General features: G+C 63.8%; 22 protein-coding genes, 1 tRNA gene and 1 riboswitch. Of the genes, 4 read left to right on the forward strand and 19 right to left on the reverse strand.

Annotation, left to right across the window (positions count from 1 at the left end):
- Positions 1-3: 3 nt before the first annotated feature.
- Genes bcsB through bcsG form a run of 5 tightly spaced genes read right to left on the reverse strand, consistent with a single transcriptional unit; the run spans position 4 to position 7,334 of the window.
- A complete protein-coding gene (gene bcsB, locus AB7E19_RS17370; RefSeq protein WP_286700726.1) occupies positions 4-2,226 on the reverse strand; it encodes a cellulose biosynthesis cyclic di-GMP-binding regulatory protein BcsB in 2,223 nt (740 codons plus the stop codon).
- Positions 2,226-4,793, reverse strand: a complete 2,568-nt coding sequence (bcsA, locus tag AB7E19_RS17375) for a UDP-forming cellulose synthase catalytic subunit (RefSeq protein WP_322131724.1) — start codon at positions 4,791-4,793, stop codon at positions 2,226-2,228. The genes bcsB and bcsA overlap by 1 nt, the downstream gene beginning before the upstream one ends.
- Positions 4,790-5,452, reverse strand: coding sequence for a cellulose biosynthesis protein BcsQ (gene bcsQ / locus AB7E19_RS17380; RefSeq protein ID WP_049635956.1), 663 nt, complete (start codon positions 5,450-5,452; stop codon positions 4,790-4,792). The genes bcsA and bcsQ overlap by 4 nt, the downstream gene beginning before the upstream one ends.
- Positions 5,449-5,673 carry a cellulose biosynthesis protein BcsR gene (gene bcsR / locus AB7E19_RS17385; RefSeq protein WP_010672842.1) on the reverse strand — a complete coding sequence of 75 codons (225 nt, stop codon included), beginning with the start codon at positions 5,671-5,673 and terminating at the stop codon, positions 5,449-5,451. Before bcsR ends, bcsQ begins: the two co-directional genes overlap by 4 nt.
- A 14-nt stretch (positions 5,674-5,687) precedes the next feature.
- A complete protein-coding gene (gene bcsG / locus AB7E19_RS17390; RefSeq protein ID WP_427936051.1) occupies positions 5,688-7,334 on the reverse strand; it encodes a cellulose biosynthesis protein BcsG in 1,647 nt (548 codons plus the stop codon).
- Positions 7,335-7,726: 392 nt separating this feature from the next.
- Between bcsG and AB7E19_RS17395 the strand changes: the two genes are divergently transcribed.
- On the forward strand, positions 7,727-8,923 hold the full coding sequence (locus AB7E19_RS17395; protein WP_102949194.1) for an aromatic amino acid transaminase: 1,197 nt from the start codon (positions 7,727-7,729) through the stop codon (positions 8,921-8,923).
- A 58-nt stretch (positions 8,924-8,981) separates the two neighbouring features.
- Positions 8,982-9,914: a LysR family transcriptional regulator gene (locus AB7E19_RS17400; RefSeq protein WP_322131726.1), complete on the forward strand. Its 933-nt coding sequence runs from the start codon at positions 8,982-8,984 to the stop codon at positions 9,912-9,914.
- Positions 9,915-9,930: 16 nt separating this feature from the next.
- Here AB7E19_RS17400 and AB7E19_RS17405 read toward each other — a convergent pair whose 3' ends face one another.
- From AB7E19_RS17405 to AB7E19_RS17435, 7 genes are all read right to left on the reverse strand, one after another.
- Positions 9,931-10,254, reverse strand: coding sequence for a DUF1820 family protein (locus AB7E19_RS17405; protein WP_010672837.1), 324 nt, complete (start codon positions 10,252-10,254; stop codon positions 9,931-9,933).
- Between the two features lie 117 nt (positions 10,255-10,371).
- Positions 10,372-11,253, reverse strand: a complete 882-nt coding sequence (locus AB7E19_RS17410) for a YjjW family glycine radical enzyme activase (protein ID WP_322131727.1) — start codon at positions 11,251-11,253, stop codon at positions 10,372-10,374.
- A 10-nt stretch (positions 11,254-11,263) separates the two neighbouring features.
- Positions 11,264-12,790, reverse strand: a complete 1,527-nt coding sequence (locus tag AB7E19_RS17415) for a YjjI family glycine radical enzyme (RefSeq protein WP_427936055.1) — start codon at positions 12,788-12,790, stop codon at positions 11,264-11,266.
- A 122-nt stretch (positions 12,791-12,912) separates the two neighbouring features.
- Positions 12,913-13,248 (reverse strand): AzlD domain-containing protein, encoded by a 336-nt coding sequence (locus tag AB7E19_RS17420; RefSeq protein WP_346199279.1) that lies wholly within the window; start codon positions 13,246-13,248, stop codon positions 12,913-12,915.
- A 2-nt stretch (positions 13,249-13,250) separates the two neighbouring features.
- Complete coding sequence (locus AB7E19_RS17425) at positions 13,251-13,964, reverse strand: AzlC family ABC transporter permease (RefSeq protein WP_043156141.1); 714 nt, start codon at positions 13,962-13,964, stop codon at positions 13,251-13,253.
- A 121-nt stretch (positions 13,965-14,085) separates the two neighbouring features.
- A complete protein-coding gene (locus tag AB7E19_RS17430; protein WP_029313677.1) occupies positions 14,086-14,562 on the reverse strand; it encodes a L,D-transpeptidase family protein in 477 nt (158 codons plus the stop codon).
- A gap of 398 nt (positions 14,563-14,960) precedes the next feature.
- Positions 14,961-16,811 carry a M3 family metallopeptidase gene (locus AB7E19_RS17435; RefSeq protein WP_427936058.1) on the reverse strand — a complete coding sequence of 617 codons (1,851 nt, stop codon included), beginning with the start codon at positions 16,809-16,811 and terminating at the stop codon, positions 14,961-14,963.
- Positions 16,812-17,105: 294 nt separating this feature from the next.
- Here AB7E19_RS17435 and AB7E19_RS17440 point away from each other — a divergent pair, with 294 nt between their 5' ends.
- Complete coding sequence (locus tag AB7E19_RS17440; protein WP_010672830.1) at positions 17,106-18,785, forward strand: methyl-accepting chemotaxis protein; 1,680 nt, start codon at positions 17,106-17,108, stop codon at positions 18,783-18,785.
- 229 nt (positions 18,786-19,014) lie between these two features.
- Positions 19,015-19,100, forward strand: a riboswitch (cyclic di-GMP riboswitch).
- Positions 19,101-19,160: 60 nt separating this feature from the next.
- A complete protein-coding gene (gene gbpA, locus AB7E19_RS17445) occupies positions 19,161-20,582 on the forward strand; it encodes an N-acetylglucosamine-binding protein GbpA (protein WP_322131730.1) in 1,422 nt (473 codons plus the stop codon).
- A 110-nt stretch (positions 20,583-20,692) separates the two neighbouring features.
- On the opposite strand, the gene cbl is transcribed toward gbpA, so the two are convergent.
- The 7 genes from cbl to AB7E19_RS17480 form a co-directional block, all read right to left on the reverse strand.
- Positions 20,693-21,640, reverse strand: a complete 948-nt coding sequence (cbl, locus tag AB7E19_RS17450; protein WP_010672828.1) for an HTH-type transcriptional regulator Cbl — start codon at positions 21,638-21,640, stop codon at positions 20,693-20,695.
- A gap of 116 nt (positions 21,641-21,756) precedes the next feature.
- Positions 21,757-22,824, reverse strand: a complete 1,068-nt coding sequence (locus AB7E19_RS17455; protein ID WP_010672827.1) for a sulfate/molybdate ABC transporter ATP-binding protein — start codon at positions 22,822-22,824, stop codon at positions 21,757-21,759.
- 31 nt (positions 22,825-22,855) lie between these two features.
- Positions 22,856-23,749 carry a sulfate ABC transporter permease subunit CysW gene (gene cysW / locus AB7E19_RS17460; protein ID WP_128297349.1) on the reverse strand — a complete coding sequence of 298 codons (894 nt, stop codon included), beginning with the start codon at positions 23,747-23,749 and terminating at the stop codon, positions 22,856-22,858.
- Complete coding sequence (gene cysT, locus AB7E19_RS17465) at positions 23,746-24,585, reverse strand: sulfate ABC transporter permease subunit CysT (RefSeq protein ID WP_039039454.1); 840 nt, start codon at positions 24,583-24,585, stop codon at positions 23,746-23,748. The genes cysW and cysT overlap by 4 nt, the downstream gene beginning before the upstream one ends.
- Positions 24,586-24,854: 269 nt before the next feature.
- Positions 24,855-25,430 carry an RBBP9/YdeN family alpha/beta hydrolase gene (locus AB7E19_RS17470; RefSeq protein ID WP_223956238.1) on the reverse strand — a complete coding sequence of 192 codons (576 nt, stop codon included), beginning with the start codon at positions 25,428-25,430 and terminating at the stop codon, positions 24,855-24,857.
- Positions 25,431-25,469: 39 nt separating this feature from the next.
- Positions 25,470-26,471, reverse strand: a complete 1,002-nt coding sequence (locus tag AB7E19_RS17475; protein ID WP_042864432.1) for a sulfate ABC transporter substrate-binding protein — start codon at positions 26,469-26,471, stop codon at positions 25,470-25,472.
- 287 nt (positions 26,472-26,758) lie between these two features.
- Positions 26,759-26,835: transfer RNA gene (locus AB7E19_RS17480), tRNA-Asp, on the reverse strand.
- Positions 26,836-26,862 lie beyond the last annotated feature (27 nt).

The following is a 26,862-nucleotide window of genomic DNA, read 5'->3' on the forward strand; positions in this document are numbered from 1 at the left end:
CTCTTAATCTTCCTTCAGACGGCGGCGGCTGGCACTGGCAAGCAGCACCCGCAGGCCCCAGCCCAGTACCAGCATGCAGAGCAGGGTCAGCCCGGCAAGACGCACCGGATAACGGGCAAACAGTTGCCAGAGACGCTCCCACCACGGCAGGTAGCCCACCTCGTAGCGATCCCCCACCACCAGGCTCTTCACCCCGGATTCCCGGATGATGGCCACCGAGCCTGCCACCTGATCGCGTAGGGTCCGGGTCTGCAGGGCATCATTGAGCAATGTGACCCCCGCCGGCCCATCCGCCAGCAAGGCCACCAGGCTGCGCTGATCATGGGTCGGCGATTGCAGCCCCAGGATGACGGCGATGGCCCGATTGCCCGTCATGCCCACCCGGGCCTGGGGCTGGCGATCGGCCATGGTGTGCAGCAGATCCCCCTTGTGCTGGCGGGTTGGCTCGTTGACCCAGCTGCGCGTGGATTGCAGCAGGGCGTCGGGGGCCAGATCCCCTCGAAACTCCTCCGGCAGGGTGCCGATGAGCAGGGTGTCCCGATCCGCGGTGCGCGCTCGCTCCCAGTCGTCCAGAACCTGCAGGGAGAGCGCCGGATACCCGGTCTCGGCCCCGATGGCACCGACGGCATCGAGCAAGGTGGTGATCTGCCCGGGATGGGGTCTGGCCGGCATGACAATCTGGGTGTCGGCGAGATCCGCCATCCGGCTGAACGGGAAGCCGGCATAGGCGAACGCCTTGAGGTCGGGCATCTCGATGAAGTGACGATAGCCGGTGAAGTCGATGGTGGAGCCCTCGTCGATGCGCACCTGATGGGCAGGCGGCATCACCAGGTCGCAACGGCCATCCTCCGTTCCTCCCATGTATTGCTGGGCATACTCGAACGAGAAGCTCAGGCTGTTGGCCTGGGTGGTCTTGAGCCCGGGCATGCGCAGTGCCATGGTGTCGCCATCGTCGGCAAACCAGAGCGGCAGGGTCAGCAACCGCTCACTCTTGACCTCGCCGGGCTCGAGCGTGAACGACTTCATGAGCTGGCCGTTGACCCCCACATCCAGCCGGGAACCGTCGCGCAGGGTGGGCGAGGTATGGTGATACTTCAGCTCCGTCCTGATGCCGTTCTCCCCCAGCAGATAGAGATCCGGCGGCAGGCGCAGCGTCAGGTTCATGGGCCACAGCGTGCGTCCCGTTGCCTGCAACTGGCCCGGGTACTCCGTGAGCTCATCAAAGCGCATCTTGCGATCCAGTCGCACCCAGTTCGGGGCATCGTAGGGTTGACGCGGGGAGAGCGGCTTCACCTCGTCCACCATGACGCTCTGGCCACGCAGCATGACATCGCCTCGCGCCAGCCCCTGCACCGCCGTCAGCAGATCCTGCTGATCCCGCCCCAGGATCAGCAGCAGCTTCACATAGGGATTGCCGGGGGAGCTGATCATGTCGATGGTGGGCCCCTTCACCTCGGGATAGTCCACCAAGAAATCGGGGCGCGCGTCATTGGTGGCAAAGATCACGGCGTTGCGATCCGGCAACTGGTTGATGAGCACCGGGAAATGCTGGCCCCGCCACTGGGCCTTGGTGCCGAACCAGGAGGCCAGCACCGCCGCCGCCTGCTGCTGCTCCGGGGGCACTGAGCCCGTGAACACCATGGGCAGAGTCAGCTTGCCATTGTCCCGCACGTCGAGGAACGGCATGGGGAAGAAGGAGAGCTCGTTGCGCACCGGCAGGGTCTGCAACTGCAGGGTCAGCTTGCTGTCCCGGTTGACGTTGAGCCAGAGGGTATCGCTCGCCGGGTTCTCGCACACTTTCTGATAGTGGCCGACGAAGCTCACCTTGAGGCGGTTGAAATCCTTGGCATAGCGGGGATCCAGCTCGATGCTGGCATGGGTCATCGTCCCCATCTGATCCTGGTTGAGGGCCGTCACCCCCATCAGCTCGTCATTGAGATAGACCTTGACCTGGGAGATGAGCGGCAGCAGGGAGGGCGATGGCGTGAAGTTCAGGTCCAGGGTGGCCCGGGTCACCACCTCGTCCCGCCGCACGGTGAAGTCGGCCAGTCCGTCTGGCGCATTGCCGCGCAGGGACAGGGTGCCTGGCGATGATGCCATCTGTTCGAAGCTCATCCCCTGGGTGCGCACCGGAGCGGGAACAGGCGGCAGGGGGCCGACGGCCTCGGCGGCGGTCGCACCCTGAGCCATCAGCAGGAGAGGAATAAGGTAGCGTTGTGGTTTCATCATCCTTTCACTGTCTGTGAGGTCGGAGTCCCGGCCCGGAAATCTGGGGAGACGCGACGGGGAACGAAGGAGAGGAGCCAGCGAGCCAGCTTCTCGAGGAGGATACAAACAAAGCCGATGGGTGAGGTACGGGCCAGACGCCAGTAAGCCCCCCAGCCGAGCAGGGTAATGTCGATCAGGCTGTGGAGGGGGCGATCCTTGCCCAGACGCTGCTGCCACAGGGACCAGGTATCGGCCCGGGCGAAGGTGCACTGGATGAACTCGACATGCTGCGCCTGCGCCATGGGTTCCAGCTCCAGTCCCAGCTTGCAGCCGAACACCCGCTGCACCTTGGCGGCGAACGCCTGCTCCCGCTGGTCATGGCGCAGCAGCAACCAGACCCTCTCCTTGTCGGCCAGGGGCAGGGGCGCCTCGAGCAGCACCCCGACCCCCCCGTTGGAGTAATCCCTGACGGTACAGGGGTAGAGGTGACCGTTCGCCAGCCTGATGGCCGCCGGCATCACCATCTCCACCCTGGGGTTGGCACGGACCTGGCGCGACTCGAAGGCCACCGCCAGGGCGCCGCCCAGTATGGTCATGTTGTAGAGGGTCCAGATCATGCTGAGGATCAGGGTCGGCACCTCGTCGGCAGGGCCGGTGCCGATGCGCCAGAGGCCGAACCCCAGCCCGCACAGATTGAGCAGGATCAGCAGCAGATAGGGGCGGGAGACCGACAGATCGAGGAACACCTCCTCCGTCATCCCCCCCTTGGCAGTCACGTTGAACGTCCCCTTGTGAGGTGCAAAGAGCGCCACCGTGGTCGGCCTGGCGATGTACCAGGCCAGCACCGTCTCATAGACCTCGCCCCAGAAGGAGTGGCGCACCTTGCCCTGCAACCGGGAGTTGGTCAGAGCGCTGTGGAAGATGTGCGGCAACATGTAGAGGGCGATGGCCGCCGCCGGGGCATAGATGATGTAGGCGTGCAGGATCAGGAAGGCGAGCGGCGCCGTCAGGAAGATGAGCCTCGGTATGCCCGAGAGGAAATGCAGCATGGCATTGAAGTAGCACAGCCGCTGCCCCAGCTTGAGCCCCTTGCCGAAGAGAGGGTTGTCCAGACGCAGGATCTGCACCATGCCGCGCGCCCACCGGATGCGCTGACCGATGTGGGCAGAGAGGCTTTCGGTGGCCAGCCCCGCCGCCAGCGGGATCCGGATATAGGCCGAGGTGTAGCCGAGGCGGTGCAGCCGCAGGGAGGTGTGGGCATCCTCGGTGACCGTCTCCACCGCGATGCCGCCGATCTCGTCAAGGGCAGTGCGCTTGATGACGGCGCAGGAACCGCAGAAGAAGCTGGCATCCCACATGTCGTTGCCATCCTGCACCAGGCCGTAGAAGAGAGCCCCCTCGTTCGGCATCTTGCGAAACCGTTGCAGGTTGTGTTCGAACGGATCGGCGGAGAAGAAGTGGTGGGGGGTCTGGACCACGCCCAGACGGGGATCCCGGTAGAACCAGCCCACCGTCATCTGCAGGAAGGAGCGGGTCGGCAGGTGGTCACAGTCGAAGATGGCGACCAGCTCCCCGGTGGCCATCTTGAGGGCGTGATTGATGTTGCCCGCCTTGGCGTGCTCATGGGTCGACCGGGCCACATAGCGGATCCCGGCCTCCTCGGCGAAGTCTCGAAACGCTGCCCGCCCCCCGTCGTCAAGCAGCCAGATGGTCAGCTTGTCGGCGGGCCAGTCGAGCCCCATGGCGGCGTAGACAGTCCCCTTCACGATGGCGAGATCCTCGTTGTAGGTGGGGATCATCAGATCCACGCTGGGCCACTGGGCCGGATCCGCCGGCAGTTGTGCCGGAGGGCGGTGCAGGGGCCATGCGGTCTGCCAGTAGCCGAGCAGCAGCACCAGCCAGGCATAGGTCTCGGCGGCCAGCAGCAGCAGGCCGCAGGCTAGGCTGACGGGATCGAACCAGTCGAGGGTCGAGGTGTAGCGCCACCAGATGTAGCGGCAGGAGATGGTGAGGGAGAGCACCATCATCATCAGCATGGGATAACGGCCCGGCACGGCCCGCAGGATGAAGGCCATGGCCGCCAGCAGGAGGACGAAAACCAGCTGCGCCTGCAGGGTGAACGGCTGGGTGACGCAGAGCAGGGAGAGGCTCCCGGCCACCACGCAGAGCAGCACGCTCTTCCAGCGTGCCTCGCGGGGCGTGGCCCTGGCGGCGGCCAGCCCTTTCTCCTCCTGACGGGCCAGGAAGGCACCGAGAGTCTGAGTGCCCCGGTGCCAGAGCCGTTGCCAGGAGGCAGGCCAGCGCAGAGGGATGGGCTGTGGGCGACGCACTATCATCCAGAGGCTCTGCAACAGAACGCGCAGGGGATCCCCCACCCGGGGGTGCGTCAGCTGGGGATAGAGCCCCCGGGCATGGCCCAGCACCCATTGCCAGCCATGACGCTCGAGGGGGAAGATAACCCAGGCCAGCAGCCAGCCCAGGGTCAATGCGGCCGCCCCCGGGCGGGAAGCCCCCCGCTCGCGCAGTGCGCGATAGCGCTGCGAGCACCAGAGGCCCGCAGCCGGCGTCAGCAGCCGCACTCTCATCGGGGCACCTCCCCCTCTGCCAGACACCAGGTCGCCAGGGCGGCCAGCTCGTGGGCAACCAGACTGGTGGGCGCATAGCGGCCGACCGGCAGCTTGGCGGCCATGGCCTCCGCCATGGCTTCGTCCCTGTGCAGATGAAGATTGAGCAGAGGGAGCCCCCCTGCCAGCCAGAGATCCAGCAACCCCTGCTGCAGGGCCCGCTGGCTGGAGAACTGGGTCACCAGAAGACGCTCATCGGCCGCCCAGGGGTGGCGGTGAAGCCGCACATGGCAGTTGGCATCCGCATTGACCACCAGCAAGCGCCTGCAGGGAATGACGGGGGCCATGCCCAGGGGCAGATCCAGCAGCACCAGATCATAGCCATCGATCCCCGCCAGCCACTCGGCCGACGCCCCCTCCCCCCCGCCATGGGAGAGCAGATCCAGTCCCTCCTCCCGGCGGTGAAGCGCACCTCGCCACTCCCGCGCCGGCTGGGTCAGCCGGCTCCAGCCTCCCGGATCGTCATGGGGCAGGCCAAGGTGGATGCCAAGCTGGTTGTCCGGGCAGAGATCCACCGCCAGTACCCTTGCCCCCTGCTCATGGGCAGCCTGGGCCAGTCCGGCCACGATGGCGGTGGTCCCCACACCTCCCCGGATCCCCTGCAGAGCGATCGCCTTCATGCAGACCTCCCCTCGCCAGTCCCCTCGGGCCCTTTCACTGCCACCTCCGCCAGCAGGGGGAAGCGTGCGCACAAGGCGGCGAGCCGCTCCCTGGCGGCAATATCCTGATAGGAGAGGCTGACACCAAAGGCCTGCTGGACCATGGCCACGTCATTGATCACCGTGCCCTCCACCGGGACGCCGAAGGGGGTCTGCATGTCTGATTGCCGTTCGCTGCGCATCGTCACTTCCGGTCTCATTGGGGATAGGGGACCCAGTCCCCCTGCCCCAGCTTGATGTGGTACTTGCCCTGATATTCGATCACCACCGAGCCCTGGTTCTCGGACACCGACGGGGTCTGCGGCAGATCGCCCAGCAGGGCATCCCAATCAATGGTCTCGCTCCCGAACACATCCTTCCCCACCAGCCTGGAGACCAGTTCTGATACCGCCAGGAAGCTGCTGGGGGTGTCCACATTACGGGTCGCCTCGTGGGGCGCCTTGGTACCGAGCAGGGCAACCCCCACCGGCACCTGGGTGATGCTCGGGCTGGGAATGTCCCGCAGCCCGGCCATCTGCATCTTGTCGCCGGTGAGAGCGGCGCCGTGCTCAGGCACCATCACCACGGCCACCTTGCGGCCGGATTGCTCCAGCGTCGTCATGAAGTCGTCCAGCTGATCCAGCAGGGTCTTGAGCCTCGCCTTGTAGGGCGCTATCTGGCGGCTCGCCACATAGCGGTTGCCATCGTGCAGGGCGATGAGGTTGAAGAAGGTGACGTTGCGTGCCGCCTGACTCTGTGTCCGCTCGTTCAGCCAGCGGTCGAACAGGGCATCCCCGCGATAGATGGGCTCGCCATCGAAAGAGGCGAGATCATGGGCCAGTCCCTTCTTGTCCATGGGGGTCACATCCAGCCCGGCATACTGCTGCAGGCCGGTCAGGTAATTGCCAAAATCCCCCGAGTGATCCATGGCCACCTGTTTGGCAAAGCCGAGCTGGGCCAGGTTCTCGAACAGCAGACACTGCTTCGGCGCCGTCACATAGAGCCCCTGGTGGCTGGTCTGCCCGCAACTGGCCCGCAGCAGGCGAATGGAGCTCGGGCCGCTGTAGGAGGTGGCGGAGTTGAAGCGGTTGAAGCGAATGTCGAAGTGGGACCAGACCGGATGCCCGCTCAGGCCGCTCGCCTCCACGTCATGCCAGGCCAGGGAGCAGACATTGATGATGAGCACATCGAAGGGGGTCGCCTGGGCTGGCAGGCTCTCCGGGAAGTGCACCAGTCTCTCCTGCTCCTCCCGATAGAAGTCATCGAGATAGGCGTTGAGGTTCTCGTTGGTCGGCGGGGCACTCTGGTCAAGCTGCTCCTCCATGGGCAGCACTGAAGAGCGGGTCTCCTCCCGGGACGTGTTCAGGGCATGCTCGCTCGTCCCCTTGCTGCTCGCGAAGGGATTGCTCACCTGGGGCGAGACCCAGAGCCAGAGCAGCGCCAGCAGGATCCAGGGGGTGAAGCGCAGCCACTGGGCGATGAAGAGGTAGAGGGTCAGCATCACGAAGCCGATACCCACCATCTCCCAGTTGATGAAGCGCCCGAGCAGCTCCGTCCAGTACTCCAGGGTGAAGGAGAAGACCTGGCTGCCCTGGGAACGAATGCTCTCTATCCCCGGCAACCAGGTATCGTGATAGAAGATCCCCGCTCCCACCGGCAACGCCAGCCAGTGCCGCGCACGGCGCCACCCGGCCCTTGGCAGGGGAAAGATCAGGAAGGCGGCAAACACCAGGTTGATCAGGGGATGGAAGTTGAGATATCCCCCCCAGAGCAGGGCGAACTTGGCAAGAAAATAGACATTCCAGCCACCCAGGCCGTGCCAGTCCAGCCAGGGAGAATCGGCATCAGAAACGTGTCGGGTCATCGGCGATGAGTCACCTGTTATCGTGGGCCCCCCGAAGGGGCCGGGCACACTGCAATGGTTGTCAAAAGAATAGCCTGACTATTATGCAACTATTAATTTGTCTCAGGTGGCGCTGAACCTGACTCCCCCGGATGGGTGTAAGGGGAATGAGAGGGGCCGTATGTATCCATATATTATCCAAACGATCCCGATAAGGCAGCCTTCTCTGACAAAATGGGGGGAACGTGCAGACGGGATGCAGGATCCTGACAAGAGCCCCGCGCTTACCACTGCGACAGACTTTGTCAGCCCTGTCGCCATCTCGAACAACTTGAGGCCACCTCTGGATTGCGCCATCATATCGGCCCGGCTGATGGCCGGCCGAATTGGACAGTCAACTTCAAGGACCCCCCATGTTTGAACACGTCGATGCCTATGCTGGCGACCCCATACTGACGCTAGTCGAGACCTTCCATAAAGATACCCGCGAGCAGAAGGTGAACCTGGGGATTGGCCTCTATTACGACGAGCAGGGCCGCATTCCGCTGCTGCCGTCGGTGCAGCAGGCCGAAGCGCAGCGCGCCGCCGCCCCGGCCCCGCGCCCCTACCAGCCGATGGAAGGCGCCGCCAACTACCGCACCGCGGTGCAGCACCTGCTGTTTGGCGCCGAGCACGAAGCGGTCAAGGCGGGTCGCATCGCCACCATCCAGACTATCGGCGGCTCCGGCGCCCTGAAGATCGGTGCCGATCTGCTCAAGCGCTACTTCCCGACCTCCGAGGTGTGGGTCAGCAATCCCACCTGGGACAACCACAAGGCGATGTTCGAGGGGGCCGGCATCAAGGTGCACGACTACCCCTATTACGATGCGGCCACCGGCGGCGTGCAGTTCGACGCCATGATCGACTGCCTGAGCAGCCTGCCTGCGAAAAGCATCGTGCTGCTGCACCCCTGCTGCCACAACCCGACCGGGGTGGATCTCTCCCGTGCCCAGTGGGACCAGGTGATCGCCCTGGTGGTCGAGAAGAACCTGATCCCCTTCATGGACATCGCCTATCAGGGCTTCGGTGACGGGCTGGAAGAGGATGCCTATGCCATCCGCGCCATGGTGGCCGCCGGTGTCAGCTTCTTCGTCAGCAACTCCTTCTCCAAGAACCTCTCCTTCTACGGCGAGCGCTGCGGCGGCCTGTCGGTCATCTGCCAGGATGCCGAAGAGGCGAGCCGGGTGCTCGGCCAGATGAAGGCCACCGTGCGCCGCAACTACTCCAGCCCCCCCACCCACGGCGGTCAGATCACCGCGGCGGTGATGAGCCAGCCCGAACTGCACGCCATGTGGGTCGGTGAGGTGACCGAGATGCGCACCCGCATCAAGGCCATGCGCCAGAAGCTGTTCGAGGTGCTGAGTGCCAAGGTGCCGGGCCGCGACTTCAGTTACTTCATCAACCAACGCGGCATGTTCAGCTACACCGGCTTCACGCCGGAGCAGGTGGACCGCCTTCGGGAAGAGTTCGCCGTCTACCTGGTGCGCTCCGGTCGCATGTGCGTGGCGGGCCTCAACAGCCGCAACGTCGACTACGTGGCCGACGCCATGGCCGCCGTGCTCAAGGGCTAAGCCCGCAAGCCCCGCTCAGGCGGGGCTTTTCATTTGTCCCCTTGCCCGTGGAGCCATGATGGATCTCATTGCCCTCTCCCGCCTCGGCGGTCGCCACCTGGTGACCCTGCATCTGCTGCTCGACACCCGCAGTGTCACCCGCAGCGCCGAGCGCCTCTGCACCACCCCCTCCACTGTCAGCAAGACCCTCAACCAGTTGCGCGAACTGCTGGGGGATCAACTGCTCTACCGCCAGGGCAATCAGTTGCTGCTGACCCCGTTTGCCGAACGCCTCGGCCCGACGCTGCGCCGCCTGCTGGGGGAGCTCAACGGCCTCACCAGCCAGGAAGGATTTTCCCCTGCCAACTGGCAGGGGGAGCTGAACCTGGCGATGCGAGAGAGCAGCATGATCTGGCCCATGGGGGCCGTACTGGGTCAGTTGATGCAGGAAGTGCCGGGGCTGATGCCCGTCGTGCGTAACAAGGACGAGCAGGGACTGGCTGCTCTGGCGGCGGGCAAGCTCGACTTCGTGATCCTGCCCCACGATCAGAGCCAGCCCGGGGTCAATCAGCCCGGCCTCGTCTGGGAAACCTTGCGGAAGGACGAGCTGGTCTGCCTGATGCGCGCGGATCATCCGGCGTTGACGCGCCCCTGGGATCTCGATGCCTACCTGAGCTGGCGCCACATCGCCATTCGCGATCAGGAGCTGGCCGATCCCTTCTTCGAGCAGAGTCTGGCCCAGCGCCAGGTACGACGCAGACTGGGGGCCACCCTGCCGGATTTTGGCAGCGCCGCCGCCCTGCTGCGCCAGAGCGATCTCATTCTCACGGCCGTGAAGGGCTGGGCTACCCGGGCTTGTACCCAGGGGCTGGTGAGCCGCCCCGTTCCCTTCGATTACGGCGCCGTGACCCACAGCCTGGTGTGGTATGGCCCCCTGGGGGAAGATCCCGCCCTGCGCTGGTTCCGTCAGCGCATCCTGCAACTGGCCCGGGAGCTGGACGCCCCAAAATGATGCCTGGCCGCAGGACTCAGGGCTTCTTGGTATAGATGGGGCCTGGGAAAGAGGTGACGTTGTTGCCCAGTTCGGTGATGCGGGCGGCCCCCTGCTTGCGCACCTGATCGACCCGCAGCACGTGGTGCATGGGAATAAGGGTGCGGGTGACGTCGGCAAATTCGCTCTTCAGCTTCTCGTGGCTGGGGTCGACGATGAGCGCCGTGTGGTTGTCCCACACGAAGTGGGCGATCTCGATGAAGCCGAACAGCTGGCCCTGATTCACCTCTCTTACATAGACTTCGTAACGCTCGCTGTGACAAATGAACTGCACTCGATAAAGGGCGTTGGATTCACTCATGGGTATCTGTTGGTGATGGACGGTTTGCCCATTCTAGCCGTCCCCTCGGACAGCCCCTATAGACAGAGTTCACAGTTGCGTCATATCGGGTCTCAGCATCCCGACGTGCCGCAGAGCTCAGATCGCAGGCAGCATCACCGACCCAAATCCCTTGGCCTTCAATGCATTGGCCAGCACTGTCAGGTCAGCCGACCCGGCTTCTGGCCATGACAGCGCCTCCCCTCGCACCCCGTGGTGGCGAAAGCCGTTGAGGCGGATGGGCACGGGCCCCAGCGACAGCAAGAAGGCCGTCAACGCCTCCTCCAGCGCGCCGGTGGCATCGAGAAAATCGCTCCGCCCCGGCACCAGCAGCAGCCGCACCTCCGCCAGCTTGCCCGCCTGCGCCAGCAGTTGCAGCGATGCCAGCACCCGCTCGCGGCCCCGCCCGGTCAGGGCCAGATGCACAGGCTCGCGCCACCCCTTGAGGTCTATCATGGCGCCATCCAACACCGGCAACAGCCGCTGCCAACCCGTTTCCCCCAGGGATCCGTTGCTGTCGAGCAGGCAGGTGAGACGGGCCAGATCCGGCGCAGCCTTGATGGCCGTGAACAGGGCGATCACGAACGGCAACTGGGTGGTCGCCTCCCCGCCGGAGACGGTGACGCCGGTGAGCAGCGGGCCATAGCGACGCAGCAGGGCCAGCACCTCGGCCACCGACATCTGGCGCGTCTTGGGGCTGGCGTGGCGAGGGCAGACATCGAGGCAACGGTCGCAGTGGGTACAAAGCTCGGCTTGCCAGCTCACCCGCCCCTCCTGCATCGCCAGGGCTCCGCCCGGGCAACCGGGTACGCAGTCACCGCAGTGATCGCACAACCCCATGGTGTGGGGGTTGTGGCAGCCGGGGCAGCGGAAGTTGCAGCCCTGCAAAAACAGCACCAGCCGGTTGCCCGGCCCGTCTACGCAGGAGAAGGGCAGCACCCTGCTCACCAGGGCGCTGCGCGTCAGCAGAGCTTCATCCATCGGATTTGGCTCAGTACTGACTGATGGTCGACTCATTGGCCACCACTCGCGGCGTCCGCTGGCGAATGGCGGTCACTTCACTCGCCTCGGCACCAAGACAGGTGGTCTGCAGCCGCGACCCCTCCTCTGCGAAGCGTGCCACGTCGCGCTTGCGGATCATATAGCCGGTCACCCGCACCAGATCGCTGTCCGCCACGTTGGCGGTGAACTCGCGCATGCCGATGGCGAGCGCCCCCTTGCAGAGCTGCAGCAGTGCCTGCGGATTCTGGCGGATGGTGAGATCCAGGGTCAGGATCTCGCTGATCCCCGAGTGGTAGTAGCCGTGGTGCGGCGCCAGCGCCAGCACATGGCTGGCCGGATCCGGCTCCTGCCCGTAGGGAATCCGCACCCCCGGGGTCACCGCCACATCGATGCTGAGGCCGCCCTGTGAGTGCAGCAGAGCGTGCCCACCCCAGGCATGGGCCTGCGGCGTCGTAGTGACATATTCCGAAAGCTGGGCCGAGATGCGATAGCCAAGCTGATTTGCCTCTTCGTCGTGACCGTAGCGGCCCGGCAGATTCTCTTTATCCATCAAGATGTTGACCGCTTCCGCCATGCCGTAGATGCCGAACATGGGGACGAAGCGATCCTCATCCAGCAGCCCCTCCTTGACCAGGAAGCTGTCGAAGAAACCGGACTCCTCGTGCAGGAAGGCGGCGCGCACCGCGATCAGCTGGGACGTGAGACGGCAGTAGTGGGGCAGCAGACAGCCGAGGAAATCATCGATCCCCTGTGCCTGCTCGGCGACTCGCTTGAGGGAGATGCGCACCAGGGTGTTGGCGCCACCGGCCTGCGGCAGGGCGTTGTAGCAGCTGACGATGCCAAACCCACGCTGGTCGAAGGTATCGCGATGGATCGGGTAGTTGGCGATATGCGGCTTGCTGCACTCGACGATATTCTTCACCGCCAGCAGCAGCAGATCGTCGGGAGTCTGCTCCGGATCGTGAAAGAAGGTGAGGTTGGGGGCCACCTGCTGGAGTTCCCTGTCGATGCGCAGGATCAGCCGGCAGATCCGGTTGTCGTCGGGGCCGATGTTGACGTGCATGAAGGCATCCGGCAGCACCCGATCCAGATAGATCCAGAAGGCCTTCAGCTTGCGATGGAGCGTTTCATCATCCAGCTCACCGACGAAGGGCAGCAGCAGGTGATCGAGGCGCCCCAGCCAGACCGGCATGCCGGTGACGGAGGGCACGTGATGGTAGAGGATGCGCAGGGCATCAAGGGCCTCGTCGAAGTCCAGGGGTGGCGCCAGCTCCAGCCAGGCCGAGCCCTGTCGCAGAAACCGCGCGTAATCCGGCAGCACGTAGCGCGGTTTGTGGGGAGCGTGTCCCTCGAACATGTCGCACAGTACCCCTTGTGCCATGGCATCCTGCACGGCGGCAGGCAACTCGGGGTAAGGCAACGCGTTTTCGGCGGCGAGCGCCAGGGCCCGACTCTTCTGGGCCGGTGAGAGCAGAGGGTCGCGCACGATGCGCTGGCAGGTTTCGGTGAAGGACATGGTTCACTCCGTGGCGGGTGGAACCAAAATCCTCACACTTGAGAGGCCTTTTTTGAAGTGACATTCCCAACAGGGCGGATATCCCATCAAGACATCCGCCATGCCGGATCACGGCACGCCCTTCACCAGGGCCAGAACAGGGCCACGCCCCCCAGCCAGCGCAGCAGGAAGAAGCCCCCCATGCCGACGACCACCACCACCAGGGTAGGCAGGCGCAGCAGGGTCAGCACCGTCACCAGCAGGGTGGCGGCCAGGTAGTCCGGATCCCAGTCCAGCCCGTTGCCCGGCTCATAGCTGAAGACGATGGGCAGCCAGATGGCGGTCAGCACCGACTGGGCCGAGAAGCTGAGGAAAGCCCCCATCTCGGCCCCCGGCTGATAGCGGGTCAACCGCGAGAAGAAGGCAAAACGGTTGAAGAAAGTGATCAGGGCCAGCAGCCCTATCATCAGCCAGCCCATGATCACCTCCTCATCCGGTGCAATACATAGCCCACCACCATGCCGGCCAGGGCCGAGACGATGATGTGGATCTCCGCCAGCAGCGGCTTGGTGACGAGCGCCGTCCCGCCGCTCACCAGAGTGGCCGCCACCATGGGCAGGTTCTTCATGGCGGGGAGCGTCATGGCGATAAAGGTGGCGGCGATGGCAAAGTCGAGCCCCATCTTGTCCAGCCCGTCAATGTACTGGCCGGCGGCGATGCCGAGCAGGGTCGCCATGTTCCAGAACAGATAGAAGACAAAGCCCGCGATGAGCGCATAGGCGGGATTGAAGGCGCCGCTGCGCTCCCTGTCTTTCAGCGCCACCGCAAACATCTCGTCGGTCAGGAAGAAGGCGAGACTGGCCCGCCAGCGCAGGGAGAGCGGCAGCACGTCGCGCCGGAAGGTGAAGCCATAGAGCAGATGCTGGGAGGTGATCACCATGGTGGAGCCCATGATGGGCAGCAGCGGCGTCCCCGCCCCAAACAAGGTGGTGGCTGAGAGCTGGGCCGCCCCCGCATAGACCAGCAGCGACATCAGCTGTGCCTGGAGCGGGCTCATACCCGCCTGAAGCGCCAGGGCGCCACACAGTATTCCCCAGGGGATGACGGAAATGGAGAGCGGGAGCATATCCAAGGTGGCACGCCACCAGAGCGCCCCCGTGCGCTCGGGCACAGGGGGGCGTGTTTCCGACATCATGGGATCATCCTTGTCACAGCCAATGCGAACCGGAAAAACTAGCACGGCGCAGGAGGCAGTGTCACGCCATGGTCTGCGACAAATGCAACGCCCGCATGAGAGCGGGCGTTGGCAGACAGGATCAGGGCTCGATGATGATGGGAGTGCCGGGCTCGATGGCGTTCCAGATCTCGTCCATCTCGTGGTTCAGCACCGCGATGCAGCCATTGGTCCAGTTGGACGGCTGCACCCTGCGATCCCCCAGGCTGTTGCGCTGGCCGTGGATCATGATCATGCCGCCCGGGTTCACACCCAGCTCGTTGGCGCGCTTGATGTCGTCCAGATTCGGGTAGTTGATGTGAATGGCCTTGTAGAAACCGGAGTTGCTCTTCTTGTAGTCCAGGGTATAGCGACCTTCCGGGGTACGCTGATCCCCTTCACGCTGCTTGTGTCCCTTGGGAGCCGGGCCCAGGGCAATCCAGTAGCGCTTCACTTCCTTGCCATCCTTCATCAGGGTCAGGCTGTAACTCGACTTCTTCACCACCACCATATCGGCGGACAGAGTGGCAAAACTCAACGCGGGCCACAGCCCCAGCAAACACAGCAATACGGCTCTCACTATCCATCCCTCTGCGAGCCTTCTGGGCTCTCTTGTTAGCAAATCATCTGAATGCCGCCACCCTCTGGTGGCGAGCGAGCGCCATGATATGGGATCGCCGTGAATACTCAATATATCGGGAGAAACATATCTGTGGCCAGCAGGGGGAAATGGCCGTCAACCCGCCATGCAGACACCCTGCCAAGGGTAGGGCGTCGCCTCTTGCCCGCAACCGGGTGCCTCAGCGCAGGTCGTCAAGGCCAGGAAGATGGCGCATGAAGAAAAACCAGCGGGCAGCGCCGTCAAGGACACTTGAGCCTGTCCACCCGCCAATCCCCAGCTGGCACCATGGGTTCAGGCCATCTCAGCCCACAAAAAAGAGCCCCTGATGGGGCTCTTTTGACTGTGCGATACCGGGCTCAGGTCAGGGTCACTGGTTCGGCGGCCTCAAGGCGCCGGATCCAGGCCTCGAAGTCTGCCAGCATGCGCGCCTCGGACTCGCTGTTGTCGGCGATGAGCTCGGCCCCGTGCACCACCCGGATATGGGCGTCGAGGGGCGTCCCCTCCCCTGCCGGTGGGCGCTGCCGCGCCGCCGCCATGCACGTCTGTGCCTGTTGCCACGCCTCGGCGGCACTCCGGTTGCACGCCTCTGCCAGCGGCACCGCACTGAAACCCTCGCCGGTGAGGCTCTGCAGTGTCTCGTCGTGGGTCATGCCGTTGCCCGGTCCCCAATAGTGGGCGGCCAGATCCGGCCCGATGCGCGGGTTGTCGGTGAGGTAGCCGTCGCGCCTCAGGAAATAAGCGCGGGTCTGCTCCACCGCCATCAGTGCCAGCAGATAGCCGTGATAGGCGCAGGCCGACTCCTGGTTCAGAAGGTGTGGGATGGCCAGCAGCGGGCGCGGGCTATCCACCCCCAGGATCTTGCGCTCCCACTTGCGGGCCAGGGCCAGCACGGCTGCCGGGGTGCGCTCGCTATCTGCCATGGCGTAGAGATCCCGCTCGAAGTAGGCCACCAGCGCGATCTGGCGCTCGTTGAAGGCGCGAAATGGCTGGCGCGCTTCAATCATGGCCTGGATAAGTGCATCGGGGATGGGTTCTCCCGCCGCGTTTCTGGCGTAGCGCTTGAGCCAGTCCGCGTCGTCCAGCAGGCTGTCGCAGAACATGGACTGGGTCTCGGCATAGGCCATGGAGGTGGGCGGAAACTCCTGGGAGAAGCAGGGGGCGTTGCCGGTGACGTTGGCAAAGTGCGCCGCGTGGCCGCCCTCGTGGAACAGGGTGTTGAGCCCGCTCCAGCCGCTGCCCACCTGAGCCGGATTGGCCAGGCTGGTGAAGTTGACCACCGCCGGCACCCACTCCCCCTCCTGCCAGAAGCTCGGCACCGGGCCGTGGCAGAAGCCGTTCTCGTATTTTCCCTCCCGGGTCAGCAGATCCAGGGTGAGGGTGGCACCGCGATACTGGATGCCGAGGCGGCGGAAGCTCTCGACCCAATCTTTCAGCGCCCGGGAGAAGGGCACGTAAGGGTCGAGCTGGCGGGTCACGTCACCGCTCACGCTGTAGCGCAGGTTGTGGGGCAGCAGGGCTGCTTCCCCCTTGGCCGCTTTCAGCTCCGCCAGACTCTGGTGCAAGCGGGCATCGGTACGGGCGATGAAGTCGTCGAGAATGGCAAACAGCTGCTCCGGGCTCATCTGCTCGTTCTTGTGCACCTTGTAATCGAAGTAGTCGCGATAGCCCATGGCACGGGAGAAGCGGTTGCGCAGCGCGACGATGTCAAGATAGCCGTTGTCGACCACCCACTGCTCCAGGGTGTGGAACATGGCGAGCGCGCTCTGGCGCACCGCCTCGTCGCTGCTGGCGGCCAGCGCCGTGCTGGCGGCGGGCAGGCTGCCGGGGACCTGGCGGCCTTGCTCATCCAGCAAGGTGAGCTTCAGCCCCTTGCGACGGGCGAAGAGATCCGCCTCGGCGGCCACCAGCTCGTCCATCAGGGCGGAGGCACCGGGATCTTCGATGACGTTGCACTCGAAGAAGGCGATCCAGCCCCCCAGACCACGCCTGAGATCCGCCTCTTCGGCCTGGGCCTGCATCTCCCGCAACACCGGCAGGCGGGCAGGATCGGCACAGAACGCCTTGTAGGCCTGTTCGGCCGCGGTGAAGCCTGCCTGATCGTCGCTGGTGCCCATGTAGGTGGACCAGAACAGGTCCTCCTTGCGACTGTGCACCTGCAGGTAATCGGCATTGAGCTGGTTGAGATAATTCCTGGCAATGGAACTCATAACTTCCCTCTTGTTATGGGGCGACCACGGGGCGCCCACTCCTTTTTGGTGAAATGCCAACCCATTCACACTTCTTGCAAATTGAGTAGACAAATTGTGCGCCGGGATGCGCGCCATCACGCTATCAAAAGCGAGGGTTTCTGTCTGCTGGCTATACTGGTTGTCAAACTGCTCAATTGGCTGTTTTCCACCGCAACCCATTGAAAGTTAATGATATGTTAAAAATAATAACAATCAGGTCCGGCCGGCAGTTCGGCCACAATCAGACCCGCATGGGAAAGTAAGGATAAGACTATGTTCAAGCTCGGTGATATTGCCGTGAGTCGCAAGCTGATGCTGCTGCTCTCACTGGCCCTGGTCGGCTTCATCGCACTGCTGCTCATCTCGGCCAGTGCCCTGCACCGCAATCTGATGAGTGAACGGGAAGCCAGGCTGCAGGCGGTGCTGGACCTGGCCATGAGCCGGATCCAGGCCCTGGCCGCCACCCTCCCCCCGGAGCAGGCCAAGGCACAGGCCAAGGCCATGCTCGACAGCATGCGCTTTGACGGGGACAACTACCTGTTCGTGCTGGATGAAGATCGTCGGGTGGTGGTGCATCCCGCCAAACCCGAGCTGGTCGGCCAGCAGATGGGCAACAACCCTGCCGAGTCCCACTGGCAGCACATGGTGGATCTCGGCAAGGGGGGCCACCAGGGCAGGCTGGAGTATCAGTGGGTCTCCCCGTCCGGCGAGGCGGCCCAGAAGATGTCGCTGGTGACGGGCTACCAGCCCTGGGGCTGGATCTTGGGCTCCGGTGTGTTGTTGCAGGACATTGAGGCTACCATGTGGTCGCAATATGAGTGGATGGGTGGCGCCACCTTGCTGGTGATCCTGTTGATGGGGCTGCTGGGACTCGCCATCAGCCGCTCCATCGTCAATCCCCTGGCCGAGATCAACAAGGCCATGGCCCGGGTCGCGGCCGGCGATCTGGTGGTCAGCATCCCGGTGCTGGGCAGGGATGAGCTCGGCGCCGTCGCCAGCTCCACCAACCAGGGGCTGGATGCCATCCGCCGCGCCCTGCTGGAGGCGAGCCAGGGGGCCCGCAACGTGGCGGATGCCGCCCTGCGCATCGCCGCCTCCGCCGAACAGACCAACCAGGCGGTCAACAGTCAGCGGGATCAGCTCGCCCAGCTCGCCACCGCCATGAACGAGATGAGCGCCACCATCGCCGACGTGGCGGGTCACGCCGAAAACACGGCCCGTGACACCCAGGATGCCACCAGCGAGGCCGGGCTCGGCAACCAGGATGTCCATGCCAGCGTGCACGGCATCCAGGCGCTGGCCACCGAGGTGGATCAGGCCACCTCGCAGGTCAACCAGCTCAAGGAGGGAGTGATGCAGATAAGCGAGGTGACGGCAGTCATCAGCGCCATCTCGGAGCAGACCAACCTGCTGGCCCTCAACGCCGCCATCGAGGCGGCCCGGGCCGGCGAGCAGGGCCGTGGCTTCGCCGTGGTGGCCGACGAGGTGCGCCAGCTGGCCAGTCGCACCCGCCACTCCACCGAGGAGATCCAGAGTACCATCACCCAGTTGCAGCAACGGGCTGTCACCGCCGCCAACGCCATGGACGCCAGCCGCAAGCTGGCGGAGAGCAGCGTCAACCAGTCCGAGAAGGCGGGGCAGGATCTCTCCCTCATCGTCAATCACATCCAGCACGTGAGCGACATGGCGACCCAGATCGCCACGGCGGCGGAGCAGCAGAGCATGGTGGCGGAAGACATGAACCGCAACGTCAGCGGCATCAACGACTCGGCACTCGAGATGTCCCAGGCGGCCTCCCAGTTGGCCCAGGAGAGCGAACTGCTGGCCGGTCTCTCCCGAAGCCTCGACGAGCGACTGGCGGTGTTCAAGCTGGACAACGCCCAAGCCCAGGACAGGATGATGCGACCGACCCAGGCGTCCTCTTCCCGAGCAGGCATGCAACCCCGCCACTGAGTGGCCCCATGAGCCCCTGCCAGGCTTGCAGGGGCTCCTTTCCTGTCATGGCCACGGGAGCCTCTCTCGGACCACCCTCTCGCACTGAACCAGCGCGCAGATCCCGATGGCGTGATCTGCCGCTGATGCGCTGCTCCGATGAGATGGCACTGTCAATTTTTACACTTAATTTTCTAACAAAATATAGTCATGATGAGTGGTCGCCACAGGCGGCACCATGATCCTTTCTGTAGTCATTTGGCAAACTGGTTGAAAGGCCAGGACGCAAAGCCTCCGGTCTAAAGACAAGCTGTCCAGGATAGCGGGGTTGCAGCACCGTGTTTCGGGGAACTCCCCTGCCAACGTGACTGCCCACATCACCGAACAGAGGAATGTATGGCAGCAAATATCCGACTCACCCATCTCGCGGCAGCGCTGGCGCTGCTGGCCAGTGGCGGCGTGCTCGCTCACGGCTACATCAGCCAGCCCGAAGGGCGCAACTACCTGTGCAAGACAGGGGGCAACAGCCAGTGTGGCGCCATCCAGTGGGAACCCCAGAGCCTGGAAGCCCCCTCCGGCTTCCCCGATGGCGGCCCCGCCGACGGCCAGATAGCCTCGGCCGGTCACCCCCAATTCGGCGAGCTCAACACCCAGACCCTCGATCGCTGGACCAAGCGTGAAGTGCAGGCCGGTCCCTTCGCCATCAGCTGGACCTTCACTGCCAACCACGTGACCCGCAACTGGCGCTACTACCTCACCAAGCAGGACTGGAACCCGAACCAGCCCCTCACCCGGGATGCGTTCGATCTCAATCCCTTCTGCGTCATCGACGGCAACATGGTGCAGCCTCCCAAACAGGTGACCCATCAGTGCACCCTGCCCCCGCGTACCGGTTATCAGGTCATTCTCGGGGTGTGGGAGGTTGGGGATACCGCCAACAGCTTCTACAACCTGATCGACGCCCGGTTCAAGGATGGCACCCAGCCCCCGCTGACCTGGCGCCAGGGAGGGACCATCTATCCCTCCATCGACCTGGTGGCGGGTGACAAAGCCAGAACCCGGGTGTTCGATGCCAATGGCGAGCGCACCGATCTCCAGACCGAGCTGACCATCGCCAGCGCCGGACAGGGCCAGAAGAACAACTGGGCCCACGCCCTGGCGAGCAAGATCAACGCCGAGCAGAGCCAGATCCGTGCTGGCCAGCAAGGTACGGACGGCCAGTTCAACCCCGTCTATGGCCAGAACCCGGTCTACCTCAAGGCTGGCAGCAACCTGCAACGGGTCGAGATCCAGCTTGAGCAACAGCAGCCCCCGGTTGAGAACGGGATCAGCGTGAGCGGTCTGGCGAGCGACTACCCCCTCGACAACGGCAAGCTCACCCTGACTTTCACCGTCACGGCCCAGGGGGATCTCGCCATCACCAACACCCTCTATGACCACGGCGGTGTCGCCAGGGGACAGAGCAGTGCCGACATCAAGGACGGCAGCCAGAGTTTCTCCATGGCGCTGACCGGCTTGAGTGCAGGCCACCATCAGCTGGTGATCGAGGGCAAACCCAAGGCCGGTGGTGACGCGGTGCAGCAGACCCTGGACCTCATGTTCAAGGATCCGGCAAGCGGGGGCGATTACCAGTTCACCTTCCCGGACGGCCTCAAGTCCTACACCGCCGGAACCCGGGTGCTGCAGCCGAAGAACGGCAAGGTCTATCAGTGCAAACCCTTCCCCTACAGCGGCTGGTGCAGCCAGTGGGCGAGCACGGCCACCCAGTATGAACCGGGCGTAGGTTCCCACTGGCAGGAGGCCTGGACAGCGCAGTGATGGGACGTATCCGACCTGGCGGGAACCCGCTCGGCGTTTCCCGTGCCAGCTCAGGTCAACATCAAACAAACGGGGAGCCCATGGCTCCCCGTTTTTCATCCCCCCTCGGCTCAGATCTGATAGTCGAGCAGGGGTTCGTTGCTCATGGCGCGGGCCTGGATCTCCGCCAGCGCTAGCTCGGGGTTGCAGAGCTGGATGAACTGCCAGGCAAAGTTGTGCTGGAACTGCCCCTGCTTGAGGCCGATCCAGGCGGTGTGCGGCGCAAACAACCGACTGCCGTCTAGCTGCACCAGTCCCTTGTCCCGCTGGGAATCGAACGCCATGTCCGCCAGTATGCCCACCCCCATCTCCAGCTCGACATAGGTCTTGATGACGTCGGAGTCCTGGGCGGTCAGCAGGATCTGCGGCACTATGCCCGCCTCGGCAAAGGCATCATCCACCCGTGCCCGACCGGTGAGGCCGGCCTGATAGGTGACGATGGGCCAGTGGGCCAGAGCGGCCAGGGTCAGCTCCCGCTCGGCGGTGAGGGGGTGCTGCTCCGGCACGACGATATTGTGGTGCCAGCGGTAGTAGGGAAAGGCCACCACCCCTTCGCTCTTGTCGAGCTGCTCGCTGCTGATGCCGATGTCCACCTCACCGGTCTGCACCAGCCGCACTATCTCCTCCGGGCTCCCCTGACGCAGCTCCAGCTGTACCAGAGGAAATTGCTCCCGAAACGCCTTCACTACCCTCGGCAGGGCATAACGGGCCTGGGTATGAGTGGTCGCGATGAGCAGCCGGCCTGAGTCGCGATTGGCAAAGGTGCTCGCCAGTTTGCGGATGTTGTCGGCATCCCCCAGGATACGCTCGGCGATCACCAGCAACTCCTTGCCCGGCTCGGTCATGCCGAGCAGACGCTTGCCATAGCGAATGAAGAGGGCGAGCCCCAGCTCCTCCTCCAACTCGCGAATGTGGCGGCTGACCCCGGACTGGGACGTAAAGAGGGCATTGGCCACGTCGGTCAGGTTGTAATCCCGCCGTGCCGCCTCCCGAATGATTCGCAATTGCTGAAAGTTCACCTCATCGCCTCCTGCGCTGAGTGGCGGTGGCTCGTGCCACCGTCCTCTTGTTATGGATTGCCGGGATCATAGCCCGGCAGCAAGCCTGAAAGAGGGCCGCACCTCGCGGCTTGCCCTCAGATCTGGTAGTCGGGATAGAGCTGTGCCTGCCTGGCCACCAGACGCACCCCCTGGCCGGGGGCAAAGGCCCGGGCGGCCTCCTTGCTCAGTTCGGCCTCGTAGTGGGCGCCTCCCGTCTCCCCATCGCCACGCAGTTCCACCCGGATGCGCGGCCCCATGGGCAGCAGGCGGGTAATGGTGGCGCGAATGCCACCGGGGGCATCCGAGGGCAGGATCTCCAGCTCGTGGGGGCGCACATAGGCGATGGCCGCACTCCCTTCTGCCAGATGGGAGGGGATGGGGCCACCCAGTTGCTGCTCACCGATGCCAAGCCCCTGCCCGGCCACCCTGCCACGAAACAGGTTCACGCTGCCAAGGAAGCTGTGCACGAAGGCACTGGCGGGCTGATCATACACTTCGGCAGGGGTGCCAATCTGCTCTACCTTGCCGGCGTTCATCAGCACCACCCGATCCGCCACCTCCAGAGCCTCTTCCTGATCGTGGGTCACGAACAGACTGGTGACATGCAGCTCGTCGTGAAGCTCACGCAGCCAACGGCGCAGCTCCTTGCGCACCTGGGCATCAAGGGCGCCGAAAGGCTCGTCCAGCAGCAGCACCTTGGGCTGCACCGCCAGGGCCCGGGCCAGGGCGACCCGCTGGCGCTGACCACCGGAGAGCTGGGTCGGGTAGCGTGCAGCGACATGGCTAAGCTGCACCAGATCCAGCAGCTCCTTGACCCGGGTGCGGATGGCCGCCTCGTCCGGGCGTTCGCTGCGCGGCTTGACCCTCAGGCCAAAGGCCACGTTCTCGAACACCGTCATGTGGCGAAACAGGGCGTAGTGCTGGAACACGAAGCCAACGTTGCGCTCGCGCACATGGAGATCCGAGGCATCCTCGCCGCGGATGATGACGCTGCCACTGTCCGCCTGCTCCAGCCCGGCGATGATCCGCAGCAAGGTGGTCTTGCCGCAGCCGGAGGGGCCGAGCAGGGCGACCAGCTCACCGTCGTGAAAATCGAGGTTGATGTCGGCCAGCGCCGCGTACTGATTGAAATGCTTGTTGAGCCCTTGAACCTGAATGCTCATGAATGCCTCTCCTATAACCGTTAATTCGGGATCAATGGGACTGGGTCGGTTGGCCGCGCAGCCTGGCCAGCAGGGTCTCACCCAGCAGGGTGAAGATCCCGAACAGCGCCAGCAGGCTGGCCACCGCGAAGGCGGCACCGGTCTGGTACTCGTTGTAAAGGATCTCGATGTGCAGCGGCAGCGTGTTGGTCTGGCCGCGAATGTGGCCGGAAACCACGGAGACAGCGCCAAACTCCCCCACCGCCCGGGCGGTACAGAGCAGCAGGCCATACATCAGACTCCAGCGGATGCCGGGCAGGGTCACCCGCCAGAACATCTGCAACCCGCTCGCCCCCAGCATGATGGCGGCCTCCTCTTCCTCCGGGCCCCGCGCCTCCATCTGGGGCAGCAACTCGCGTACCACGAAGGGCACAGTGATGAAGGTGGTCGCCAGGATGATCCCCGGGGTAGCGAAAATGATCTTGATGTCGTGCTCGCTGAGCCACTCGCCGAACCAGCCGCGACTGCCGAACAACAGCACGAACATCAAGCCTGCGATGACCGGCGAGACCGAGAACGGCAGATCGATGAGGGTGATAAGCAGTTGCCGGCCAGGAAATCGGAACCGGGCGATGGCCCAGGCAGCGGCCAGCCCGAACAGCAGGTTCAGGGGCACCGAGCAGAGCGTCACCAGGGCGGTCAGCCCCAGGGCGCTCAGGGCATCCGGCTCGCTGATGGCGTGCCAGAAGAAGGCCAGACCCGGGCTCAGCGCCTGGATGAAGACGGTGGCCAGCGGCAACAGCAGCAAGGCGGCAAACCAGCCCAGACCGACAGTGACCAGCAGCCATTTGACCCAGACCGGTTCATGGGTCACCGGAGGATGACGCGCCGGGGTGGCCGGAGCGGACTCCTGGGCCTGCTCGAGATGTGCAGTAGAGGCGTTCATATACGGCTTCCTCCGATGCGAGCCCAGCTCCAGGCTTGCAACTTGTTGATGAGCAACAGCAGCACAAAGGAAATGAGCAGCATGACGGACGCAATGGCCGATGCTCCGGCATAGTCATACTCCTCCAGGTGACTCATGATCATCAGGGGGGCAATCTCGGACACCATGGGGAGGTTGCCGGCAATGAAGATGACAGAGCCGTACTCCCCCACGCCACGAGCAAACGCCAGGGCAAAACCGGTGAGCAGCGCAGGTACAAGGGTCGGCCACAGTACCCGGATGAAGGTCTGCCAGCGGTTGGCACCCAGGCTCGCGGCCGCCTCCTCTTGCTCGCTCTCCGCTTCCCGCAGCACCGGCTGCAGGGTACGCACCACAAAGGGCAGCCCGATAAAGGTCAGGGCAATGACCACCCCTATGGGGTTGTAGGCAAGTTCGATGCCCAGCGGAGCGACCCATTGGCCAATCCAGCCGTTGGGGGCAAAGATGGCGCACAGGGCGATGCCGGAGACGGCAGTCGGCATGGCAAAGGGCAGGTCGATCAGCGCATCCACCAGTCTGCGGCCGGGGAAGGTATAGCGCACCAGTACCCAGGCCAGTATCAGACCGAACAGACTGTTGAGCAGGGCGGCAATGAAGGCGGCGCCAAAGCTCAGGCGAAAGGAGGCGAGCACCCGGGGGGAGCCGATCACCTGCCAGAACTCGGCGGCGCTCAGGTTGTTCACCGCAAACAGCACCAGTGCCGAGAGCGGCAGCAGCACCAGTATGCCCAGATAGAGCAGACTGAAGCCCAGCGTTGGCCCCAGGCCTGGCAGGACGGAATAAGAACTTAATCGCATAACACATCCGTTTGTTATAAATACTTTGGATGTGACGATTTTGCTCACGGCGGCCAGGGACAACAAACACCAATAATGCCTTTGCTAAGCACTTTTTTATCTAACAATGGTGGAACAAGGCTTTTAGAGCGATAAGCATAAAAAAAGGTCTTTTATATAAATAAAAGACCTAAAAGACGGAGCGGTAAAACCGGGAACATGCAAAGTCAGTCACGCTGGCCAAGTTGCCAGCCTGTCTGGAAATCGTGCCGAGACAATCCGAGGGGCCCTCATCGAAAACTGAGTGCGGCCTGCTTGCCCCACTCGGCAGGAGCAGGCTCCACCACCATTTCGGCACGGCGGTATAGGGTGCCGAGCAAAGCGAGCCCCTGGTGCCACTCCCCATGGCCGGACTGGGCATTGATATGGCCCACTTCCCCCGCATCGAACAACGGCACCTGCCACTGCCGGCTCCAGAACTCTGCCCGCTCGAAACTCATCCAGGGGTCATTGCGGCTGGCGATCAACTGGGCAGAGACCTTTATGGAGCCTGCCAGCACCTCGTCCGGGATACCGAAGCGGGCCGGATCAGCGGGAGCCACGATGAGGATGGAGGAGACCTTGTCCGGTTGCAGCCGGGCGGCGGCGATCGCCGTCAGGGCACCGAAAGAGTGGGCCACCAGGTGTACCCGGCTGCGCCGGCTCCTGAGCTTGCTCGCCAGCTTTGCGCTCCAGACCGTGAGATCCGGCTTGTCCCAGGGCAGACCCATCATTCTCTGCCACTGGGGAAATTGCTGGTGCCAGCGGCTCTGCCAGTGATCCGGCCCACTGTTGTGCAGACCGGGAACCAGAAGGATCTTGTTCATCGTGGTACTCCTATCTGTTGTCACAGGGGCCTGCGTCTCTTAGCGGCCCGGTTGGTAAATCTGGTCAAACGATCCGCCCTGGGCGAAGTGCTTCTTCTGTGCCTTGTCCCAATCGCCTTCCAGATCCTTGACAGTAAAGAGCGTCAGGTTGGGGAACTGGGCCGCTGTCTCCTTCAGGATCGCCGGATTGCTCGGACGATAGTGGTATTTGGCGATGATGCGCTGCCCTTCGTCAGAGTAGAGATACTCGAGGTAAGCCTTGGAGACGGCCTCGGTACCATGCTTCTTGGCTACCTTGTCCACCACGGCTACCGGCGGCTCGGCCAGGATGGAGACCGAGGGCACCACCAGTTCGAACTTGTCGCTGGTGCCCGGCTGATTGAGTACCAGCAACGCTTCATTTTCCCAGGCCAGCAACACATCCCCGAGCCCGCGTTCGATGAAGCTGGTGGTGGCGCCACGTGCCCCTGAGTCCAGCACCTTCACATTCTTGAACAGATCGCTGACAAACTGTTTCGCGCCCTCTTCAGTGCCGCTTTTCTTCAGGGCATAGCCCCAGGCAGCCAGATAATTCCAGCGCGCACCGCCGGAGGTCTTGGGGTTGGGGGTGATGATGGCGACATCCTTGCGCACCAGGTCGCCCCAATCCTTGATCTGCTTGGGATTCCCCTTGCGCACCAGGAAGACGATGGTGGAGGTATAGGGAGAGGCATTGTTGGCCAAACGCCCTTCCCAGTCGCTGGCGGTGAGACCTGCCTTGGCCACCGCATCGACGTCATAGGCCAGCGCCAGGGAGACCACGTCAGCCTCCAGTCCGTCCACCACGGCACGAGCCTGTTTGCCTGAGCCACCGTGTGACTGGCTCACCACCACATCGTCGCCGGTTTTGGCCTTCCACTCCTTGGCAAAGGCACTGTTGTACTCCTGGAACAGCTCCCGCGTCGGGTCATAGGAGACATTCAGCAGCCGCACCTCGGCGGCTTGGACCTGACCGAGAGCCAGCAGGGAGAGAACGGTGAGAGCGGTCATTCGCAGTTTCATGGTGATACTCCATATCGTTGGGTTGAGTACAGCATGCCCGCTTATGCATATTCCATGAAGAAAGAAAAAGCGCTTTGCTTATCTCTTTTACGCATATTAGGTCAACCACCAACCCACGTTAACAGCCTCGCTCAACCCCCTCTATGCCCCTGCTCGCCCAACTCGCCCCTCATCACCGTCAGATCGCAGGCACGAACAAGCCCAGTCTGTTGACTGGGCTTGCTGACTCGCATGCTGAAGGCGCATAGCAAAAAGGCCTTCCCTATAGGGAAGGCCTTTCAATTTAGTGGCGGAGCGGACGGGACTCGAACCCGCGACCCCCGGCGTGACAGGCCGGTATTCTAACCGACTGAACTACCGCTCCGCATTCGGTTAGCTTTCGCTAAATCTT

The organism is Aeromonas sp. (assembly GCF_050252055.1).
Classification (GTDB): Bacteria; Pseudomonadota; Gammaproteobacteria; order Enterobacterales; family Aeromonadaceae; genus Aeromonas; species Aeromonas caviae.

Coding starts and splice junctions, on each gene's coding strand:
- AB7E19_RS17440 (WP_010672830.1), top strand. CDS start 17,106: ATGTTCAAGCTCGGTGATATTGCCGTGAGTCGCAAGCTGATGCTGCTG.
- AB7E19_RS17405 (WP_010672837.1), bottom strand. CDS start 10,254: ATGAGTGAATCCAACGCCCTTTATCGAGTGCAGTTCATTTGTCACAGC.
- AB7E19_RS17435 (WP_427936058.1), bottom strand. CDS start 16,811: ATGAGTTCCATTGCCAGGAATTATCTCAACCAGCTCAATGCCGATTAC.
- AB7E19_RS17395 (WP_102949194.1), top strand. CDS start 7,727: ATGTTTGAACACGTCGATGCCTATGCTGGCGACCCCATACTGACGCTA.
- bcsA (WP_322131724.1), bottom strand. CDS start 4,793: ATGAGAGTGCGGCTGCTGACGCCGGCTGCGGGCCTCTGGTGCTCGCAG.
- bcsR (WP_010672842.1), bottom strand. CDS start 5,673: ATGCGCAGCGAACGGCAATCAGACATGCAGACCCCCTTCGGCGTCCCG.
- AB7E19_RS17400 (WP_322131726.1), top strand. CDS start 8,982: ATGGATCTCATTGCCCTCTCCCGCCTCGGCGGTCGCCACCTGGTGACC.
- gbpA (WP_322131730.1), top strand. CDS start 19,161: ATGGCAGCAAATATCCGACTCACCCATCTCGCGGCAGCGCTGGCGCTG.
- bcsQ (WP_049635956.1), bottom strand. CDS start 5,452: ATGAAGGCGATCGCTCTGCAGGGGATCCGGGGAGGTGTGGGGACCACC.
- AB7E19_RS17470 (WP_223956238.1), bottom strand. CDS start 25,430: ATGAACAAGATCCTTCTGGTTCCCGGTCTGCACAACAGTGGGCCGGAT.
- AB7E19_RS17415 (WP_427936055.1), bottom strand. CDS start 12,790: ATGTCCTTCACCGAAACCTGCCAGCGCATCGTGCGCGACCCTCTGCTC.
- bcsB (WP_286700726.1), bottom strand. CDS start 2,226: ATGAAACCACAACGCTACCTTATTCCTCTCCTGCTGATGGCTCAGGGT.
- AB7E19_RS17425 (WP_043156141.1), bottom strand. CDS start 13,964: ATGATGTCGGAAACACGCCCCCCTGTGCCCGAGCGCACGGGGGCGCTC.
- cysW (WP_128297349.1), bottom strand. CDS start 23,749: ATGAACGCCTCTACTGCACATCTCGAGCAGGCCCAGGAGTCCGCTCCG.
- bcsG (WP_427936051.1), bottom strand. CDS start 7,334: ATGACCCGACACGTTTCTGATGCCGATTCTCCCTGGCTGGACTGGCAC.
- AB7E19_RS17420 (WP_346199279.1), bottom strand. CDS start 13,248: ATGGGCTGGCTGATGATAGGGCTGCTGGCCCTGATCACTTTCTTCAAC.
- AB7E19_RS17455 (WP_010672827.1), bottom strand. CDS start 22,824: ATGAGCATTCAGGTTCAAGGGCTCAACAAGCATTTCAATCAGTACGCG.
- AB7E19_RS17410 (WP_322131727.1), bottom strand. CDS start 11,253: ATGGATGAAGCTCTGCTGACGCGCAGCGCCCTGGTGAGCAGGGTGCTG.
- AB7E19_RS17475 (WP_042864432.1), bottom strand. CDS start 26,471: ATGAAACTGCGAATGACCGCTCTCACCGTTCTCTCCCTGCTGGCTCTC.
- cysT (WP_039039454.1), bottom strand. CDS start 24,585: ATGCGATTAAGTTCTTATTCCGTCCTGCCAGGCCTGGGGCCAACGCTG.